The 17,399-nt window shown below is 72.1% G+C and carries 16 protein-coding genes, 1 tRNA gene and 1 riboswitch; of the genes, 7 read left to right on the top strand and 10 right to left on the bottom strand.

Going from position 1 to position 17,399, the window contains the following annotated elements:
* Nucleotides 1-11: 11 nt before the first annotated feature.
* On the top strand, nucleotides 12-1,343 hold the full coding sequence (locus tag ABT041_RS18305; RefSeq protein ID WP_351185400.1) for a PrsW family intramembrane metalloprotease: 1,332 nt from the start codon (nucleotides 12-14) through the stop codon (nucleotides 1,341-1,343).
* Nucleotides 1,344-1,349: 6 nt separating this feature from the next.
* Here the strand turns inward: ABT041_RS18305 and ABT041_RS18310 are convergent, their stop codons facing one another.
* The 6 genes from ABT041_RS18310 to ABT041_RS18335 all read right to left on the bottom strand — a co-directional run bounded on the left by ABT041_RS18310 (nucleotide 1,350) and on the right by ABT041_RS18335 (nucleotide 6,884).
* Nucleotides 1,350-2,297, bottom strand: a complete 948-nt coding sequence (locus ABT041_RS18310) for an aldo/keto reductase (RefSeq protein ID WP_351185403.1) — start codon at nucleotides 2,295-2,297, stop codon at nucleotides 1,350-1,352.
* Between the two features lie 164 nt (nucleotides 2,298-2,461).
* Nucleotides 2,462-3,562 carry a M23 family metallopeptidase gene (locus tag ABT041_RS18315; RefSeq protein ID WP_351185406.1) on the bottom strand — a complete coding sequence of 367 codons (1,101 nt, stop codon included), beginning with the start codon at nucleotides 3,560-3,562 and terminating at the stop codon, nucleotides 2,462-2,464.
* A gap of 11 nt (nucleotides 3,563-3,573) precedes the next feature.
* A riboswitch (cyclic di-AMP (ydaO/yuaA leader) is annotated at nucleotides 3,574-3,721 on the bottom strand.
* A 201-nt stretch (nucleotides 3,722-3,922) separates the two neighbouring features.
* The gene (locus ABT041_RS18320; protein ID WP_351185409.1) at nucleotides 3,923-5,134 is read right to left on the bottom strand and encodes a PP2C family protein-serine/threonine phosphatase; all 1,212 of its coding nucleotides are present in this window, start codon (nucleotides 5,132-5,134) and stop codon (nucleotides 3,923-3,925) included.
* Nucleotides 5,135-5,413: 279 nt separating this feature from the next.
* A complete protein-coding gene (locus tag ABT041_RS18325) occupies nucleotides 5,414-6,154 on the bottom strand; it encodes a MerR family transcriptional regulator (RefSeq protein WP_351185412.1) in 741 nt (246 codons plus the stop codon).
* Between the two features lie 108 nt (nucleotides 6,155-6,262).
* Nucleotides 6,263-6,336: transfer RNA gene (locus tag ABT041_RS18330), tRNA-Met, on the bottom strand.
* A gap of 53 nt (nucleotides 6,337-6,389) precedes the next feature.
* Nucleotides 6,390-6,884, bottom strand: coding sequence for a rhodanese-like domain-containing protein (locus ABT041_RS18335; protein WP_351185415.1), 495 nt, complete (start codon nucleotides 6,882-6,884; stop codon nucleotides 6,390-6,392).
* Nucleotides 6,885-7,058: 174 nt separating this feature from the next.
* On the opposite strand from ABT041_RS18335, the gene sigJ reads away from it, so the two are divergent.
* Together sigJ and ABT041_RS18345 are read left to right on the top strand one after the other, a co-directional pair.
* Complete coding sequence (sigJ, locus tag ABT041_RS18340; RefSeq protein ID WP_351185418.1) at nucleotides 7,059-8,012, top strand: RNA polymerase sigma factor SigJ; 954 nt, start codon at nucleotides 7,059-7,061, stop codon at nucleotides 8,010-8,012.
* Nucleotides 8,013-8,091: 79 nt separating this feature from the next.
* Nucleotides 8,092-9,402, top strand: a complete 1,311-nt coding sequence (locus ABT041_RS18345; RefSeq protein WP_351185421.1) for a DUF1254 domain-containing protein — start codon at nucleotides 8,092-8,094, stop codon at nucleotides 9,400-9,402.
* A gap of 75 nt (nucleotides 9,403-9,477) precedes the next feature.
* Here ABT041_RS18345 and ABT041_RS18350 read toward each other — a convergent pair whose 3' ends face one another.
* The 4 genes from ABT041_RS18350 to ABT041_RS18365 all read right to left on the bottom strand — a co-directional run bounded on the left by ABT041_RS18350 (nucleotide 9,478) and on the right by ABT041_RS18365 (nucleotide 13,330).
* A complete protein-coding gene (locus ABT041_RS18350) occupies nucleotides 9,478-10,059 on the bottom strand; it encodes a phosphatase PAP2 family protein (RefSeq protein ID WP_351185424.1) in 582 nt (193 codons plus the stop codon).
* 29 nt (nucleotides 10,060-10,088) lie between these two features.
* Nucleotides 10,089-11,468 (bottom strand): diacylglycerol/lipid kinase family protein, encoded by a 1,380-nt coding sequence (locus ABT041_RS18355; protein WP_502976519.1) that lies wholly within the window; start codon nucleotides 11,466-11,468, stop codon nucleotides 10,089-10,091.
* A gap of 117 nt (nucleotides 11,469-11,585) precedes the next feature.
* Complete coding sequence (locus ABT041_RS18360; RefSeq protein ID WP_351185427.1) at nucleotides 11,586-11,987, bottom strand: pyrophosphohydrolase domain-containing protein; 402 nt, start codon at nucleotides 11,985-11,987, stop codon at nucleotides 11,586-11,588.
* Nucleotides 11,984-13,330, bottom strand: a complete 1,347-nt coding sequence (locus ABT041_RS18365; RefSeq protein ID WP_351185430.1) for a beta-ketoacyl-[acyl-carrier-protein] synthase family protein — start codon at nucleotides 13,328-13,330, stop codon at nucleotides 11,984-11,986. The genes ABT041_RS18360 and ABT041_RS18365 overlap by 4 nt, the downstream gene beginning before the upstream one ends.
* Before the next feature lie 226 nt (nucleotides 13,331-13,556).
* Between ABT041_RS18365 and ABT041_RS18370 the strand changes: the two genes are divergently transcribed.
* From ABT041_RS18370 to ABT041_RS18385, 4 genes are all read left to right on the top strand, one after another.
* Nucleotides 13,557-14,345 carry a helix-turn-helix domain-containing protein gene (locus ABT041_RS18370; protein WP_351185432.1) on the top strand — a complete coding sequence of 263 codons (789 nt, stop codon included), beginning with the start codon at nucleotides 13,557-13,559 and terminating at the stop codon, nucleotides 14,343-14,345.
* 265 nt (nucleotides 14,346-14,610) lie between these two features.
* Nucleotides 14,611-15,612 (top strand): diiron oxygenase, encoded by a 1,002-nt coding sequence (locus ABT041_RS18375; protein ID WP_351185435.1) that lies wholly within the window; start codon nucleotides 14,611-14,613, stop codon nucleotides 15,610-15,612.
* Nucleotides 15,609-16,556: a 2Fe-2S iron-sulfur cluster-binding protein gene (locus tag ABT041_RS18380; protein WP_351185438.1), complete on the top strand. Its 948-nt coding sequence runs from the start codon at nucleotides 15,609-15,611 to the stop codon at nucleotides 16,554-16,556. The genes ABT041_RS18375 and ABT041_RS18380 overlap by 4 nt, the downstream gene beginning before the upstream one ends.
* 25 nt (nucleotides 16,557-16,581) lie before the next feature.
* Nucleotides 16,582-17,397 carry an arylamine N-acetyltransferase family protein gene (locus ABT041_RS18385; protein ID WP_351185441.1) on the top strand — a complete coding sequence of 272 codons (816 nt, stop codon included), beginning with the start codon at nucleotides 16,582-16,584 and terminating at the stop codon, nucleotides 17,395-17,397.
* Nucleotides 17,398-17,399 lie beyond the last annotated feature (2 nt).

Below are 17,399 nucleotides of genomic sequence, written 5' to 3' on the forward strand. Positions count from 1 at the left end.
GGGTCGATCACGTGTCGAACCCCGCCGCCGGCGCCCCGCCGTACGCCGCTCCCGTCCCGCACCGGGACACCGAGGAGCCGGCCTTCCCCGCCGCCGCCGACCGATCGCAGTGGCGCTACCGGCCGCGCCGGGCCTTCTGGCGCAGCCGGCTGGTCCGCGCGATCGCCGTCGTGACGCTGCTCGCGCTCTGCGCCCTGGTCATCCTGGCGCTGGTCCGCGAGCAGACCGGCACGCAGGGCTTCCTCGTCGGCCTCGGCCTCGCCGTCCTCCCCGTACCGCTGCTGATGTCGGCGTTCCGCTGGCTCGACCGGGTCGAGCCGGGCCCCTGGAAGAACATGCTGTTCGCGTTCGCCTGGGGCGCCTTCGCCGCCGCGCTCGTCGCGATCCTGGCGAACTCCTTCGCGGTCCGCTGGATCGCCACCGCCACGGCCGATCCGGACTCCGCCGACACGCTCGGCGCCACCGTCATCGCGCCGGTGGTGGAGGAGAGCGCGAAGGCCGCCGCGGTCCTGCTGCTCTTCCTCTTCCGCCGGAAGGACTTCGGCGGTCTCGTCGACGGCGTCGTCGTCGCCGGTTTCACCGCGACCGGCTTCGCCTTCACCGAGAACATCCTCTATCTCGGCAACGCCTTCGGCGAGGACCAGGAGTTCGGCTCCTCCGGTCTGGGTTCGGTGACCGCCGCGACCTTCTTCGTACGGGTCGTGATGTCGCCGTTCGCGCACCCGCTCTTCACCGTGCTCACCGGCATCGGCTTCGGCTTCGCCGCCCTCGCGCCGCGCGGCAAGCGGCTGCGCCGGGTGCTGCTGCCGCTCGCCGGGCTGCTGCTCGCCATGGGCCTGCACGCCGCCTGGAACGGCTCGGCCACCTTCGGCGGCCCGCTGGCCTTCTACGCGGTGTACGGGGCGCTCATGGTCCCCGCCTTCGGCCTGCTGACCTGGCTGGCGGTGTGGAGCCGGCAGCGGGAGCTGCGCACGATATCCGGGGAGCTCCCGGCGTACGCGGCGGCCGGCTGGCTCGCCCCGACCGAGCCGCTCGCGCTGTCCTCGATGCGCGCCCGGCAGATGGCCCGCTCGTTCGCCGCCCGGACGTACGGCCGGCCGGCCGCGCAGGCGGTCGGCGAGTACGAGTCGTTCGCGACGACCCTGGCGTTCCTGCGGGACCGGGCCAGGCGCGGCACGGCGGGACCCGATTTCCCGGCCCGGGAGCAGGAGCTGCTGCACCACCTGTGGCAGCGCCGCGCGGTCGCCTCCCCGGCCCTCACGTACGCGGCGCGGGCGACGGGCCGGGCCTGGGCGCCGCCGCAGTACCTGGACTACGACGGCTACAACCCGTACAGGAGTTAGCTCGGGCTAGACCGCCGAGGCCTTGGTGAGGAGCTCGACTTCGGCCTCCGTCAGCTTCAGGTCGGCGGCGGCCACGAGGGCCGGGAGCTGTTCGACCGTGCGGGCCGAGGCGATCGGCGCGGCGACGGTCGGCCGGGCGGCGAGCCAGGCGAGGGCGACGGTGGCGAGCTCCGCCTCGTGCGCCTCGGCGACCGTGTCGAGGGCGGAGAGCACGGCCCGGCCCCGCTCGGTGTCCAGGTGCCCGGCGGCACCGGAGGCGCGGACGCTGTCGACGGTGGTGCCGGGGCGGTACTTGCCGGTGAGGAAGCCGGCCGCGAGCCCGTAGTACGGGACGGCCGAGAGCCCGGCCCGCTCGACGGTCTCCAGGAGCGGGCCCTCGTAGGTGTCGCGGGAGACCAGGTTGTAGTGCGGCTGGAGGGCGACGTACCGGGTGAGGCCCTCGGCCTCGGCGAAGTCGAGGGAGGCGCGCAGCCGCTCCGGGGAGATGTTGGAGGCGGCGACGGCCCGCACCTTGCCGTCCTTCACCAGCTGGTCGAGGGCGGTGACGATCTCCTCGACCGGGACGGACTCGTCGTCGAAGTGCGTGTAGTAGAGGTCGATGTGGTCGGTGCCGAGGCGGCGCAGGGACTCCTCCGCGCCCGCCTTGATGGTGGTGGCGGAGAGGCCCTTGAAGCGGGGGTGGGCGCCGACCTTGGTGGCGACGACGATGTCGGAGCGGTTGCCCCGGGAGGCGAGCCAGCGGCCGATGACGGTCTCGGACTCGCCGCCCTCGTTGCCCTCGGCCCAGGCGGAGTAGACGTCGGCGGAGTCGACGAAGTTGCCCCCTGCGGCGGCGTAGGCGTCGAGGACGGCGAAGGACTGTTCCTCGTCGGCGGTCCAGCCGAAGACGTTGCCGCCCAGGGCCACGGGGAAGACGTGCAGGTCGGAGCTGCCCAGCGTGCGGAGAGAAGTCATGCGGTGATCAACCGTCTCCGCCGCCGGGCCTATTCCGTACGAGCGCCGGGATCAGCGTCCCGGGGATGGGTGCCGCAGGATCAGAACACCGGGATCCAGCACACCGGGATCCAGCGCTCCGGATCAGAGCGCCGGATCAGAGCGCCGGGATCAGCGCTCCGGGATCAGAGCGACAGGCCCTTCGAGCGGAGCCAGGCCGCCGGGTCGATGCCGTCGCCGCCGGCGGTGTGGACCTCCATGTGGAGGTGGGCGCCGGTGACGTTGCCGGTGGCGCCGACGCGGCCGATGGTCTCGCCGGTGCTGACGGTCTGGCCGGCGCTGACCAGCATGGACGAGAGGTGGCAGTACCAGACCTCGGTGCCGTCCTCCAGCTCCAGGACGATCCGGTAGCCGTAGGAGCCGGACCAGCCCGCCGACTTGACCGTCGCTCCGTGGACCGCCTTGAGCGGGGTGCCCGTGGGGGCCGCGAAGTCGAGGCCGGTGTGGTAGCCGGAGGACCACATCGAGCCGGCCTGCATGTAGGTGGCGGTGAGGGTGTACGAAGAGACCGGCAGCGAGTAGCTGGCGGCGAGCTGGGCGAGACGCTCGGCCTCGGCCTTCGCGGCGGCCTCCGCCTCCGCCTTGGCCTTGGCTTCCGCCTCCGCCTTCGCCTTGGCTTCCGCCTCCGCCTCGGCGGCGGCCTTCTCCGCGGCCGCTTCCTTGGCCGCGGCCTCCGCGGCGGCCTTCTCGGCCGCCGCCTTCTCGGCCGCGGCGAGCTCGGCGGCGTCGGCGGAGGCCTGCTGCTGCTCGGCCTGCTGGAGGATGCGGGCGCGCAGGGCCTCGCCCGCGGCGGGGGCGGCGGCCTGCTGGGTGCTCTCGTCGGCCGTGGTGGTGTAGGTGGCGGCGGTGAGCGGGTTCGGGTTGGCGCGGGCCTCGGAGACGGGCTCGCTGTGCTCCTCGGGGAGGAGGTCGCCGACGCCGGGGAGGTCGTGGGCGTCCGGGAGGTTCAGGTCGGGGAGGTCCGGCAGCGATATGGCCACCGGGGGCTTGTCCTGCGCGGTGGCGAGGCCGCCCGCGCCGACGGCCGCGATCACGCCGACGCCGAGGACGGTGGAGGAGCGGGCGAAGTTGGAGCGCTGCTTGACGACCCGGTGCCGGCCGCCGGAGCGGCTCTCGGCGCGGAGGGAGCCCTCGGTGGGGTTCCACTCGGTGTCCGGAGCGGCGGGACCCGCACCGCCACCGAAGGCATCGAAGGGGGCTTCGGGTGCGGGGGTGTTGGACGCCACGGGGGCGCGCTCCTTTCCTTCCGTCTCGCCTACCGGGTTAGCTGACGGGTTCGGAGCAGGAAGGTCTCCTACGGGCTCGCTCGCACGAGTGCGAAGGGGCCCGATTCACCCCAAGTGGTGGTTCCCCGGTTCCTTTTCAGGATTCGGCGCGTGCGCACGGTGCCGCCTCTTGCGACGGCTGGGACGACCGCGCTGCGTTATCGAACGTTAATAGACAGGGGGTCCCGATTCCAAGCCGTTGCTCTTGATCATTCATTGAATTGAGAGGTAATCGCCCGACTTGACCCCCGTTCAGACAGAGACCGCCAAACACTCGCGATCTGACGTTAAGTCAATTGTTATCGCAGTGACACCCCTCGACTACACCGGGTGACCGGAGCCGTCCGGCGGCACCACCGGCATCGTCCGGCGCCGCTCGGGCTGCCCCGTCGCCGGGCGGCTCACCGCGAGCAGCGCCATGTCGTCGGTCGCCCCGCCGCCCGTGTGGAGCCGTACGTCGTCCACGAGCGCGTCGAGCAGTTCCTCGGGCCCCGGGAAGATCCGCCCGGCGAGCCGCGCCGCCGGATCGTAGAAGACGCCCCGCGCGTCCCGCGCCTCCGAGAGGCCGTCCGTGTAGAAGAGCAGCGTCGCGCCCGGCGGGAAGGGCCGGGCCTCGGCCCGGTCCGGCCACGCCGCCAGTTCCCCCATGCCGAGCGGCAGCGCCGCCTCGCCCGGCTCCAGCGTGTCCACCCGCCCGTCCGCGTACAGCATCAGCGGCGGCGGGTGCCCGCGGTTGACGACCCGCACGAAACCGTCGAAGGCCCCGCTCCCGTCACCGCGCGGGATCTCGGCCAGGACGGCCGTGGTGAACCCCTCGAAGGCGTCGAGCCCGTCCCGCCGGGTGCCCTCCCGGGCCAGCGCCCGTTCGAGGCGCTGCGCCACGCCCTCCAGGCTCCGCTCCTGCTCGGCCGCCTCCCGGAAGGCCCCGATGACCACGGCGACGGCCTCGACCGCGTCCATCCCCTTGCCCCGGACGTCCCCGACCACCAGCCGCACCCCGTGCGGGGTGTCCTGGACGGCGAAGAGGTCGCCGCCGATGAACGCGTCCGCCTGCGCCGCCTCGTACCGCGCCGCGCACTGCAGCCCGCCGATCCGCTCGGCGGGCATCGGCAGCACCGCCTTCTGCGCGGTCTCCGCGATGACCCGCGCCGAGGCGAGCCGCTCGCCGCTGCGGCGCACGACCCGGTTGATGAGGAGGGCGAGCGCCGAGACGGTGGCGACGGTCAGGGTCTCGGTGAGGGCCGGGATCTCGTCGGTGGTGCCGTTGTAGACGTGCAGTCCGACGGAGGCGAGGACGGCCGCGATCCCGGTGAGCAGGGTGGTCAGCGTGGAGAAGAAGGGCGCGGCGATCAACGGGGCTGCGGAGAAGAGCGGCGCCGCCGTGTACTCGGGCGGGGTCAACACGTCGAAGACGACACCGCCCACGATGACCAGCGGGGGCAGCGCGCGGATGAACCGCCGGGCGCCGCCGTACGCGGGACGGCCCCCGCCGCCCCGCCGTCCTCCGCCCGCCGCTCCTAGGGGGTGCCCCACCTGTGCTCTCCTGCCCGGTCCGACCGGCCGCGGTCCGCACCGCGCCCTCCCAGGGTGGCCGCCGCGGGACGGTGAGGCGACTCCCACGGGGCCGAGTGGCGTACGAGGCCGGCCCGGCACCCGGGGCCGAACCCTTCGCAGCCGCGCTCCCGACGCCCGACCCCCGTCAGAAGTTCCGCCCGGCGCACACGCTCCCGACCCCCGTCAGAAGTTCCGCCCGGCGCACGCCTCCCAACCCCCGTCAGAAGTTCCGCCCGGCGCACGCGCTCCCGACGCCCGTCAGAAGTTCCGCTCGGCGTACACCTTCATCGCGTCCCGGACGAGGATCGCGGTGCCCTCGCCGTGCCGGTCGAAGTTCGCGGTGAAGCGGGGGTCGTCGACGTACATCTGCCCGAGCCCGATCAGGTACTCCCTGCTCGGCGTCGTGGTCGTCGACAGCCACGCGACCTGGCGCCGGGCGATCGCCTGCACCTCCTCGCTGTCTGCGGCCAGGCCCTCCCGGGCCGCCCGCGCGAACTCACGGGCGACGCCGGCCTGCTCGGCCATGAACGCCTTCTTCTCCTCGTCACTGAGCGAGCGCCACCAGCGGTCGCCCTTCTCGTACGCCTCGCGACCCCAGCGCTCGCTGACCTCCTCCTCGTACCGCGTGTGGTCGAAACCGTCGAACACTTCCTCGGCCATGAGTTCCTCTCCCTCCTCGGTCTTCCGCAGAGTGGTCCGCACCGACGCGATCTGGCGTCCGATGCGCTCTCGCTCCTGCTCCAGGAGGGCGAGATGGGTGCGCAGGGCGGCGGACGTGTCCCGCTGACCTGCCAGGACCTCGGCGATGGCGGGCAGCGAGAGCCCCAGCTCGCGCAGCAGCAGGATCCGCTGCAGCCGCACGAGCGCCGCCTGGTCGTAGTACCGGTAACCGTTCGCGCCGATCCGGCTCGGTTCCAGCAGTCCGCGCTCCCCGTAGTGGCGGAGGGTGCGGCTGGTGGTGCCGGCCTTCTTGGCGATCTCCTGGATCGACCACTCCATGCCGGGAACGCTAAATCTTGACGTTGCGTAAAGGTCAAGCGCAGAAAGAGGCGCACACGACGAAGGCCCGGATCCAGTGACTGGATCCGGGCCTTCGTTGCTACTGAGTAGCGGGGACAGGATTTGAACCTGCGACCTCTGGGTTATGAGCCCAGCGAGCTACCGAGCTGCTCCACCCCGCGTCGGTGAACATGACTCTACGGCATGACCGGGGCGATCACGAAATCGGTTTGCGTCAGCACCCGCAGTCGTCGGAGTCGACCGGCGCCGTCAGCGGGTCCGCCGCCTTCTCCGCGGGCCCCTCCCACGTCTCGTACGCGAAGCCCTCGCGCACCCAGTACTCGAAGCCGCCGAGCATCTCCTTCACCTGGAAGCCGAGCTCGGCGAGGGCCAGCGCGGCGCGCGTGGCGCCGTTGCAGCCGGGGCCCCAGCAGTACGTGACGACGGGGACGGACCGGTCGAGCAGCTGCTCGGCCTGCTCGGGGATGAGCGCGGTCGGCAGGTGGATCGCGCCGGGGACGTGGCCCTGGTCCCAGGAGGCGGTGGAGCGGGAGTCGATCACGACGAAGCCCGGGTCGGTGCCCTCGGCGGCGGCGGTGGCGAGCGCGGAGGCCACGTCGGAGACGTCGGCGTGGAAGGCGAGGCTGGCCGAGAAATAGGCGGCCGCGGCGGCGGGGGAGGCCGGCGGGGTGCGGAGCACGGGGTTGACCTGCGTCGTTGTCGTCGTCATGGTGATCAATCTACGGACGAAGATCACCGCGTTGAAGTGGGGATTCACGGTGGTCGGGGGCTTCGGCCGGGGAATCCCGGGCGTTCGCCGCGAGACGGCGGGGATCTCACGTACCGGGACCCGTGCGGCTCGTCTCCGCTGTCACATCCACGGAATTTGATCCGTCATGACGGCATGACGGGACGCGAACGGGGAGATCGACGAGTGGACCACGAGACTCAGGACCAGGGGCTCGACAAGGAATTCCTGGCCCGGCGCTTCGATGCCGACCGCGGCCATCTGCGGGCGGTCGCCTACCGGATGCTGGGCTCGCTCAGCGAGGCCGAGGACGCCGTCCAGGAGGCCTGGTTCAAGCTCAGCCGCAGCGACGTCAGCGGCGTGGAGAACCTCAGCGGCTGGCTGACCACGGTCGTCGGCCGCGTCTGCCTCGACATGCTGCGCTCGCGCTCCTCGCGCCGCGAGGACCCGCTGGAGTACTACGTCCCGGATCCGGTGGTCCGGGTCGCCGACCCCACCGACCCGGAGCACGCGGCCGAGCTCACCGAGTCCGTCGGGCTCGCGCTCCTCGTCGTCCTGGACACCCTGGGCCCCGCGGAGCGGCTCGCGTTCGTGCTGCACGACATGTTCGCCGTCTCCTTCGACGACATCGCGAAGATCGTGGACCGCACCCCGGCCGCCACCCGTCAGCTCGCCAGCCGCGCCCGCCGCCGCGTGCAGGACGCCACCCCGGCCCCCGGACCGGACGCGCGCCGTCAGCGGGAGATCGCCGACGCCTTCCTCGCCGCGGCGAACGGCGGCGACTTCGAGGGGCTGCTCGCCGTCCTCGACCCCGACGTGGTGCTGCGCGCGGACGGCGGCCGGACCCTCGCGGCCGTCTCCAAGGTCGTGCGGGGCGCCGAGGCGGTCATCGCGCAGGCGCTCACGTACGCGAAGTTCCGTACGGGCGCGCTGCGGGTCGTGGCCAACGGCCAGCCCGCGGTGGTGTCGGTCGTCAAGGGACGCCCGGGCTCGATCATGACGTTCACGATCGTCGAGGACCGGATCGTCGAGCTGCACATCCTGGCCGACCCGGAGCGGGTCGCCACGCTCGGCCTCACGGAGGAGGACCTGGCCCGGGCGGAGTACTGACCCCGGCCCACGTGCGAGAGGGAACCGTCCGTGCGAGTTTGTACGGGTTGGTTCCCTCTTGCCCGTAAAGGTGGCCACCGTGCAGCTGACCCCCGAGGAGGCCCGCCGTACGGCGGCCGACGCCTGGATCTGGGGCTATCCGCTCCTGGACAACTACCGCACGATGTACCGGCAGGCGATCGACCCCGAGGCCGCCGGGTACGTGGGCGGCTTCGGCCGCTTCCGGCACTACGCGAAGCTGCTGACCCCGGCGGACACGGACGTCGTGACCCCGAACAACGACACCCCGTACTCCGTGGCCTGGCTCGACCTGCGGGCCGAGCCGTTCGTGCTCTCCGTCCCGGCCGTGGACCGCTACTACGTGCTGCCGTTCCACGACCTCGACACCGCGTACGCGGGGTTCGTCGGCGCCCGCACGACCGGCCCGGCGGCGGGCGACCACCTGATCGCAGGCCCCGGCTGGAACGGCCCCGTCCCCGAGGGCGTCGCGAGCGTCCTGCGCGCCGACACCTTCCTCGTCGGCGTCATGGGCCGGACCTACCTGTCGGGCCCCGAGGACGTGCCCGCCCTGCGCGCGATCCAGGAGCGGTACGAGCTCCGCCCCCTCTCCACGTACACGGACACGGCCGCCCCGCACCCCGCCGACGAGCCCGTCTGGCCGGTCTGGCGGGAGGAGTACCTCGGGACGATCGAGTTCTTCACGCTCCTCGACTTCCTGCTGCGGTTCTTCCCCGTCCTGGAGGAGGAGCGCGGGGTGCGCGACCGTCTCGCGGCGCTCGGGGTGTCCGGCACGGGCGAGTTCGAACCGGCGTCGCTCTCCCCGGACGTCCGGGCGGCCGTCGAGCAGGGCATCGCCGACGCCCGGGCCCGCCTGGAGAAGGCCGTGGCGGCCACCACCCTCTCCACGGACCTCTTCGGCACCCGCGCGGAGCTCGGCGACGACTACATCGGGCGCGCGGTCGCCGCCGAGGTCGGCCTGTACGGCCTGCCCGCGGCCGAGGCCTGGTACGGCGGCTGGTCGGCGGACGAGCAGGGCGACCACCCCCCGAACGGCGCCGCCCACGACCACGTCGTCCGCTTCCCGCCCGGACAGCTGCCCCCGGCCCGCTTCTTCTGGTCGGTGACCCTCTACGGCCTGCCGGACCGGCTGCTCGTCGCGAACGAGATCGACCGGTACTCGATCGGCGACCGCACCCCGGGGCTCGTGTACGACGACGACGGCGGCCTCACCCTGTACGTACGGAAGGACCGCCCGACCGACCCGAAGCAGGCGGCGAACTGGCTGCCCGCCCCCGAAGGACCGTTCAACCTCGTCGTCCGGCTGTACGGCCCCGACCCCTCGGTCCTCGACGGCGCCTGGCGACTCCCGCCCCTCGGCGTCGCCGACTGATCCCGGGTCACTTCCCCCTGGCGTCGGCGACCGCTCCCAGGGCACATCCCCCTGCCGTCGCCGCCTGAGCCCAGGTCACCTCCCCCTGGCGGCCCACCAGCTCCCCGCCGCCAGGGAGACGCCCGCGCTCGCGACGCCGAGGAGACCGCCCGCGGCGACGTCGCCCGGGTAGTGGACCCCGGTGTGGACGCGGGAGTAGCCCACGGTCCAGGCCAGCACCGCGAGGGGCACCGAAGCGGGCGGCAGCACCGAGCCGACCGCGGTGGCGAAGGCGACCGCCGACGCGGTGTGCCCGGAGGGGAACGACGCCGAGGCCGGCATGGGCACATGACGGTCCACCACCACCCGGGCCGCCTCCCGGTCCGGCCTCGGCCGGTGGACCAGCCGCTTGCCGAGCAGGTTCGCCGAGGCCGAGGCCACCGCGATCGCCCCGACCCCGGCGAGCGCGGCCCGCCGCGGCCGGCCCGGCACGAGCGCGAGCGCCGCCGCGATCGCGAACGAGATCTTGGAGTGGTCGGCCGCGGCGGAGAGCCGGCGGAACGCGGTGTCGAGCGTCGGCGTCGGCGTCGCGGCCACCGCCGCGTACACGGCGCCGTCGACGGCCCGGATGTCGCGCAGGACCGCACGGACGGTCCCGGTCTTCGTGTCGTCGGTCATGCGCCGCTCCTAGTCAGGGGTCCTGGAGTTCAAGAGGTACGGGTGTCCCACGGGCCGCCGCCGGGCGCGGGCTGCTCGGGGAAGGCCAGCCGGGTGAGCCGCCGCCAGTCCAGCGGCGGCGGGGGCACCGGCGATCCCGGCCGGTCGCGGGGCACGACGACCCGCAGGGCGCGCGGGCGCAGGGTGCAGACGACGGGCGTCGGCAGGGTCAGGGCCTCGCCGTCGACGGCGACGGGGATGAGGGCGCCCGGGAGGCCCTGGACCTCCACCCTACGGGCCGTCAGAACGTTCAGGCCGGTGGCCTGGGTGCCGAGGACGGCAAGCTCGGCGGCCTGCGCGGCGCCGTCCACGCGGATGCCGATCACGCCGAGCGCGCCGCCGTCGAGACGCGTCCTGCGGGCGGCGACCGCGCCGAACGGATCGGGGGTCGCGTAGGGGTTGTTGCTGACGAGCAGCGCCTGCTGCCCGGTGAGCGGGGTGGAGTCGACCGTCGCGTCGAGACGGTCGCCCTCACCGCCCTGGAGCAGATCGGGCAGGACGTCGAGCGCCGTGCCGGCCTTGTCGTCGCGGTACTCGGGGTGCTGGACCACGTCCGCGTACACCCCGAAGGAGACGGTGTTGACGAAGGGCCGGCCGGCGACGTCGCCGAGGTCGATCCGCAGCTCCTCGCCGTCGCGGAGCGCGTCCAGGCAGCGCGACGGGTCGGTGCGGTCGAGACCCAGGTCCATGGCGAAGTGGTTGCGGGTGCCGGCCGAGACGACCAGGAAGGGCAGGTCGTGCTCGGCGGCGACCTCGGCCACGAGGGCCTGTGTGCCGTCGCCGCCGGCCACCCCGAGGAGGTCGGCGCCCTCGGCGACGGCCTGCCGGGCGAGCCCGGCGACATCGGCCGGCGCGGACGGGTCGAGCAGGATCACCCGGGCGCCGAGCGCCTCCGCCCGGGCGACGAGCCCGAACCGCTCGACCTTCCCGCCACCGGACTTCGGGTTCATGATCAGCACGGGCCGGCGGGGCGGGGGAACGGACTCGCCCCGCATCAGCGCGGCCCGCTCGTCCTCCGGGCGGCGCAGGGCGGCCCGCGCGCAGGACAGCGCCGCCGCCCACAGGCCCAGGGCCACGAGGGCGTTCACCCAGACGCCCCCGGCGACGTACAGGCCGAGCGTGACGAGGGGCGCGGCCACCGCGAGGAGCCCGCCGAACACCCGGACCGGCCCCCGGTGCGCGAGGAACCACCAGACGCCCGCGGCCGTCGCGGCGAACCCCACGATCCCGCTCAGCAGGATCAGCATCCCGCTGCCGAGCGCGGTGAGCAGGGCCACCGCGGCGCCGCCCGTCGCGAACAGCGCCCAGCGCGCCAGCTCCTGTGCCTCCCCCGCCGGGTCACCGGAACCCCTGACCGCCACCGACCCCACCTCCACACTCCGCGTCCACGTTTCCCCACCTTCCCCCCGGTCGCCCCCTGGAGGGACCCGTTCGGAGGAGAAGCTCCCGAGAGACAGGACAGCAGGAATCGTGGGACGGTTCTCCGCTCAGGACTGGCGGCGCAGGACGTCGGCCACCTGCGGCGGGCGGTACGACGGGCCCTTGAGCACCTTGCCGTCCTCCCGGTATGAGGGGCGGCCGTCCGGGCCGAGCTTGGACATGTTGGCGCGGTGGACCTCGGCCAGGACGGCGTCGAGGTCGATGCCGTGCACGGCGGCGGTCCCGTACGCGACGTAGACGACGTCGGCCAGTTCGTGCGCGATGTCCGCCAGGCGGCCGGCCTGCGTCGCCTCGGCGAGCTCGGCCACCTCCTCCTCCAGGAGGACCTGGCGGTGCCGGGCCAGTTCGGGCGTGACGTTCGCCGGGGCGGCGCCGACGTCCAGGCCGAAGGCCCGGTGGAACGCCCGGACCAGGTCCTGGGTGGTGGGGGCAGGGGTGTCGTCGGTCACGCGACCTGTCCTTCCTCTGCGCGGTCCGAGCGGTCGCGGCGCAGGGCGAGGACCGCGTTGTGGCCGCCGAAGCCGAAGGAGTTGCACAGGACGACGTCGCCGGCCGCCGGCAGGGGGCGCGGCACGTGCCTGACCACGTCCAGCCGGCAGGCGTCGTCGGGATCGTCGCATCCGATGGTGGGCGGGATGTGCCCGCGGTCGAGGGTGAGGGCGGCGACCACGGCCGCGACCGCGCCCGCGGCCCCCTGGAGATGTCCCAGGTTGCCCTTCACGGCCGTCACCGGGACCTCCGGTGCCTGCGCGTCGCGCTCGTCCAGGATCCGGCGCACCGCCGTGGCCTCGGCGAGGTCCCCGTCGACGGTGGCGGTGGCGTGCGCGCTGACGTGGACGACGTCGCCCGGAACGGATCCGGAGTCGGCGAGCGCGCGGCGCAGCGCGAGGACGATCCCGTCGCCCGAGGGGTCGGGGGCCACGAGGTGGTGGGCGTCCACCGACAGGCCCCAGCCCGCCGCCTCGCAGTAGATGTGCGCGCCCCGCGCCAGGGCGTGCTCCTCCGCCTCCAGGACGACCAGCCCGGCGCCCTCCCCGTGGACGAAGCCGTCGCGGTCCTTGGCGAAGGGGCGGGAGGCCCGCTCGGGTTCGTCGTTGCGGGTGGACAGGGCGCGCATGGCGGCGAAGGAGGCCATCACCGACGGGGTGATGGCGGCTTCCGACCCGCCGGCGACGACGATGTCGAGGTGCCCGTCGCGGATGCGGTCGATGGCCTGCCCGATGGCTTCGGTGCCCGAGGCGCAGGCGCTGACGACGGTGCGCGCCTCGCCGGTGATCCGGAGGTCGATGGCTATCTGGGCGGCCGGCTGGGACGGCACGGTCATGGCGGCGGTGAGCGGGGAGACACCGCGCGGGCCCTTGTCGCGGAGCCGTCGGTCGCCGTCGACCAGGACGGGGGCGCCGCCGATGATGGTGCCGACGGACACGCCGACCCTGGTCGGGTCGATGCCGCTCTCGGCGGTCCCGGAGGCGGCGAAGCCGGCGTCGCGCCATGCCTCGCGGGAGGCGATCACAGCGAACTGCGAGGCGCGGCTCATCCGTCGCGCCTGAGGCCTGGGGAGAAGTTCAGCGGGATCTTCCCGCACGGTCCCGGCGATGCGTACGGGCTGGCCGTCGAACTCCGCATCCTCCAGGGGCCGGACGCCGCTTCGTCCGTCGACGAGTCCGTTCCACAGTTCCGGAACGCCGGCGCCGAGGGGTGTGATCGCACCCAATCCGGTAATCACGACCCGCCGTTTTGTGGCTCGGGTCACTTCTGCTGGCCGGCCATGGGGTGGGGTCGGCTGGTGCATGCTGGTCTGCTTTCCTGTTCCAACTCTCAACCACCCGTGGTCGAGGGGTAGTTGACTGCATGAAAGCCGCCCCGTCGCTGTTCGCGCAAGGCCTTGAGACGCTCGTCACGCTATACAATCCGGCTGCAGACCATGCGTCGATTTCGCAACACACCGGGGAGATTTAACGATGGGGACAAGTGGCGTTAACAATCGCCCTTCCACACCCGGCCCACCCCCTCAGGCCATGGAGCTGCGGCAGCTCCTCCGCGCCTGGCGAGTCGAAGCAGGCGTAAAGCTGAAACGAGAAAAGGCGATTTCACAGAAGGAAGTCGCCGAACTCATGGGTGTGAGCGAGCGCTGGTACCGAAGTCTGGAGTCAGGGGATTCCGTTTCGCTTTCCAGCGACATTCTCGGTCGACTTTCCGAGGCATTGGTCCTCGGACCCGACGAGCGAATGGTCCTGTACAGCCGTGTGCTCGACGGCACCGGCGTCGCTCTCGCGGACGACGAGTACGCGACCGAGGATCAGTTCGCACTGCTGCGCATCGTCACGAGCCAGACCGGTTTCCCCGCCTATCTCACGGACGGCGGCTGGAACATCCTCGGCTACAACCCCCTGATGGCCACCTGGTTCCCCTGGGTGTGCGAACCGGGTGCGAATCTCATGCACTGGGCACTGATCGACCAGGAAGCGCGCGAACAGATCCTCGACTGGCGACAGCACGCGGAGATCTATCTGTCGATGCTCCGGTTCGCCCTGGCCGCAGGCCCGGACAACGCCTCGCTCGCCCATCTTCTCGAGCAGATCCTGCAGGATCCCGAATGCCGCCGGCTCTGGGAGCAGGGGCCGAAGGTCATCGCCTTCCGCCAGGGTCACCGCTACCGGCTGAGCCTGCCCCACATCTCACCCGAACAGATCATCGTCACCTCTCAGGTGCTCCTCCCCGCCTACCAGCACGGCACGCGCTGCGTCATGCTGCTGCCGAACGCCGCCGCCTCTCCACAACCGTGCAACCCCGCCCCGGTGGAATAGCGATCACTTTACACACCCCCGTACGACCGCGACCGGCAAATTTCTGCCGCTTGCCCGCCCCGCTCGACAGGCGACCGGTAAACATTTGCCGGTCGCCTCTCATTTGTCCGATTCGACGTTTTCCGATGCCGACGAATCGGACAACTCCGTACAGCGGCAAACTTCTGCCGCTTGACGGACTCCGGTGCCGATGGACATCCTCCAGCCATCGACCACCACATACAGGTCATACGACGGCCTGAGCAGTCACATGAAGGTTTAAAGCATGGCACTGCAATTCGCGAGAACGGCGAACCGGACCGTTCTCGCCCGCCGGCACCAAGATCGCCTCGACCAGGCTTTTGTAGAAGCCGACTACCGCAGCCGCTTCCGTACCTGGGAACGGGTCGCCACCGTCCGAAACAGCCCGATGAGGGTCCTGGAAGGTGACGGCGAACTCTTCTTCAGCCCGGAGCTCGTCCCCGCGCTCTCCCACCCGATCCTCCAGCAGGCCGAGCCTCGAATCCGTGAGGCAGTCCTGGTCCACCGCCTTTACGAATACCTCAAGTTCACCATCGACCTGGAGCAGAGCGCGGTCATTCCGGTCACCGGGCACATCAGTCGCGGCATGTCCGGGCTCGACCTGCCCGAGCACATGCTGCTCGACGCCTTCAAGATCGTGACCGACGAGGCCTGGCACGCGCAGTTCACCTACGAGATCCTGCGGGACGTCCGCACCCGCACGCGGATCGCACCGGCCCTCCCGGACACGCCGACCTTCACCGACGAGCTCGCGCGGATCCACGAAGAGCTGCCGAGCCAGATCCGCGGCCTCGACGAACTGCTCTTCGCCATCGTCAGCGAGACGCTCATCTCCTCGATCCTCGACGAACTGCCCCAGGACAAGCGGCTTCCCGAGGGCGTCCGCGAGATGGTGGCCGACCACGCGGTCGACGAGGCCAAGCACCACTCCTACTTCTCGACGCTGCTCCGGTTCCTCTGGCCCGCCATGACGAAGAAGGAACGGGAACTGGCCGGCCCGTACATCCCGCGTCTCATCTTCGCGTTCCTGGAGCCGGACTACGCGAGCGCCGCCCTCGGACTGCGGGCCTCCGGCCTGGCCGGCGACCAGGTGGAACAGATCATGAGCGACTGCTACACGCGCACCAAGGTGGTGGACGACGTGCGCCGCGGCGCCGGACCCACCCTCCAGTACTTCATCGAGGCCGGGGCTCTTGAGCACCCCGCCACGCTCGAGGCGTTCCAGGAATCGGGGCTGATCGCATGAGGACCGAGACCGTGCGGCCCGCGACCGTCCGGGCCGCGCGTGCCCTGACCCCGACCGTCACCCAGTACTGGCTCACCGGTGCCCCCGGCGGCGCGCCGCTGCCCGCCGCCGTGCCCGGCCAGCACGTCACCCTGCGGGTGGGCCCGCGCTACAAGACGTACACGGTCCTGACGGCCGGCGACGAGGGCTACGAGCTGGCCGTCCGCAACCGCGAAAGGGGCGGCCGGCGCGATCACCTCTCGCCCCGCCTGCACGTCGGAGCGCCCGTCAGCCTCGGTGCCCCGAGCGGGAAGTTCACCGCCGAGGACGCCGCCCCCTTCACCCACTTCGTGGCCGGCGGCGTGGGCATCAACCCGATCCTCGCGGTTCTCTCCGGTGGCCGGCTGCGCGACTGGCACCTCTTCTACGTCGACCGGGGCACGGAGGAGTTCCCGTTCCTCGACCGCGTCCAGGAGCTCGCACGGGAGCAGAACGGCACCGTCGTCACCTTCGACACCGCCGACGGCAGCCGCCCGGACTGGGACGCGACGGTCGCTGACATCCCCGCCGGCAGCACCATCGGCGCCTGCGGACCGACCGGAATGGTCACGGCGGTCCGGGACGCCGTGGAGCGCGCTCCGGGCTCACGGCGGCTGATCACCGACGGCTCGTCGGCGGGCACCGCCGGCGACATGCCGCCCTCCGTCGAAGTCGAATGCCTCAAGACCGGCATCACTTTCGAGGCCGCCCAGCACCAGCCGCTGCTCGACGCGCTCAACCGGAACGGCGTCGGCGTCCCGTCGTCCTGCCGGCAGGGCATCTGCGGGACCTGCGAGGTCGAGGTCCGCACCGGCCGGATCGACCACCGCGACGAGGTGCTCACCGACGACGAGAAGGCCGCGTCCAGCTACATGCTCCCCTGCGTGAGCAAGTCCCTCGGCACGCGGCTCGTGCTCAACGTCTGACGTCGGCGACCCTCCCCTGACGACCATGACCGGAAAGACCCCTGTGAACCAGTTCATCGCCGACTACGCCGACCGGATCGGACTCCGCACACCCCCGGAGCCGACCCTCGACTGCCTTCGGCAGCTTCATGAAGCGCACCTGTACAACGTGCCGTTCGAGAACTTCAGCATGCACCGCAACGCGGAGCGCGGCCTGACCCGGGAGCTGCTCCACGAGACGATCGTGGACCGCCGCCGCGGCGGCATCTGCTTCGAGACGGGGCGGATGATGCAGTGGCTGTTCGACGAGTGCGGATTCGACTACGAGCTCCGCCTCGGCGCCGCCGTCAGCCCCAAGGGCCCGGCCACCCACCAGATCTTCGTCGTGACCCTCGACGGGGAGCGCTGGCTCTTCGACATCGGCTACGGCGCCCGGGGCCCCCGAGGACCGGTCCGGCTGGCGGACGGGGAACAGCTCACCCACCCCGCCCTCTCGACCCGGGTCAGCCTCGCCCACGGCGCGGCCGCCCCGGTCTGGACGGTGTCGATCCACGAACACGCCGTCAACGCCGCCGACTGGCAGGACATCTACCGGTTCGTCGACTCCCCCGTCGAGGCGGCCGACCTGGGCATGGCGCACTTCTACACGACGGCGTCGCCCGACAGCCTGCTGAACCAGCACAAGGTGGCGAGCATCCCCACCCCCGACGGCCGGGTGAGCGTCCGGGACGGCAACCTCATCGTCGTGGCGGACGGCAGCAGCACCACCACCCCCGTCGACGACGACGCACGGCTCCAAGAACTGCTCGGGCTCCATTTCGGCCTCAGCGTTCCCCTCCAGGACCTCCGGCTCGAAAGGTAAAT

Source organism: Streptomyces sp. NPDC002825 (assembly GCF_040295385.1).
Taxonomy (GTDB): Bacteria; Actinomycetota; Actinomycetes; order Streptomycetales; family Streptomycetaceae; genus Streptomyces.

Coding starts and splice junctions, on each gene's coding strand:
- ABT041_RS18380 (WP_351185438.1), top strand. CDS start 15,609: ATGAGGACCGAGACCGTGCGGCCCGCGACCGTCCGGGCCGCGCGTGCC.
- ABT041_RS18350 (WP_351185424.1), bottom strand. CDS start 10,059: ATGACCGACGACACGAAGACCGGGACCGTCCGTGCGGTCCTGCGCGAC.
- ABT041_RS18365 (WP_351185430.1), bottom strand. CDS start 13,330: ATGCACCAGCCGACCCCACCCCATGGCCGGCCAGCAGAAGTGACCCGA.
- ABT041_RS18325 (WP_351185412.1), bottom strand. CDS start 6,154: ATGGAGTGGTCGATCCAGGAGATCGCCAAGAAGGCCGGCACCACCAGC.
- ABT041_RS18370 (WP_351185432.1), top strand. CDS start 13,557: ATGGAGCTGCGGCAGCTCCTCCGCGCCTGGCGAGTCGAAGCAGGCGTA.
- ABT041_RS18375 (WP_351185435.1), top strand. CDS start 14,611: ATGGCACTGCAATTCGCGAGAACGGCGAACCGGACCGTTCTCGCCCGC.
- sigJ (WP_351185418.1), top strand. CDS start 7,059: ATGACGGGACGCGAACGGGGAGATCGACGAGTGGACCACGAGACTCAG.
- ABT041_RS18335 (WP_351185415.1), bottom strand. CDS start 6,884: ATGACGACGACAACGACGCAGGTCAACCCCGTGCTCCGCACCCCGCCG.
- ABT041_RS18310 (WP_351185403.1), bottom strand. CDS start 2,297: ATGACTTCTCTCCGCACGCTGGGCAGCTCCGACCTGCACGTCTTCCCC.
- ABT041_RS18385 (WP_351185441.1), top strand. CDS start 16,582: ATGACCGGAAAGACCCCTGTGAACCAGTTCATCGCCGACTACGCCGAC.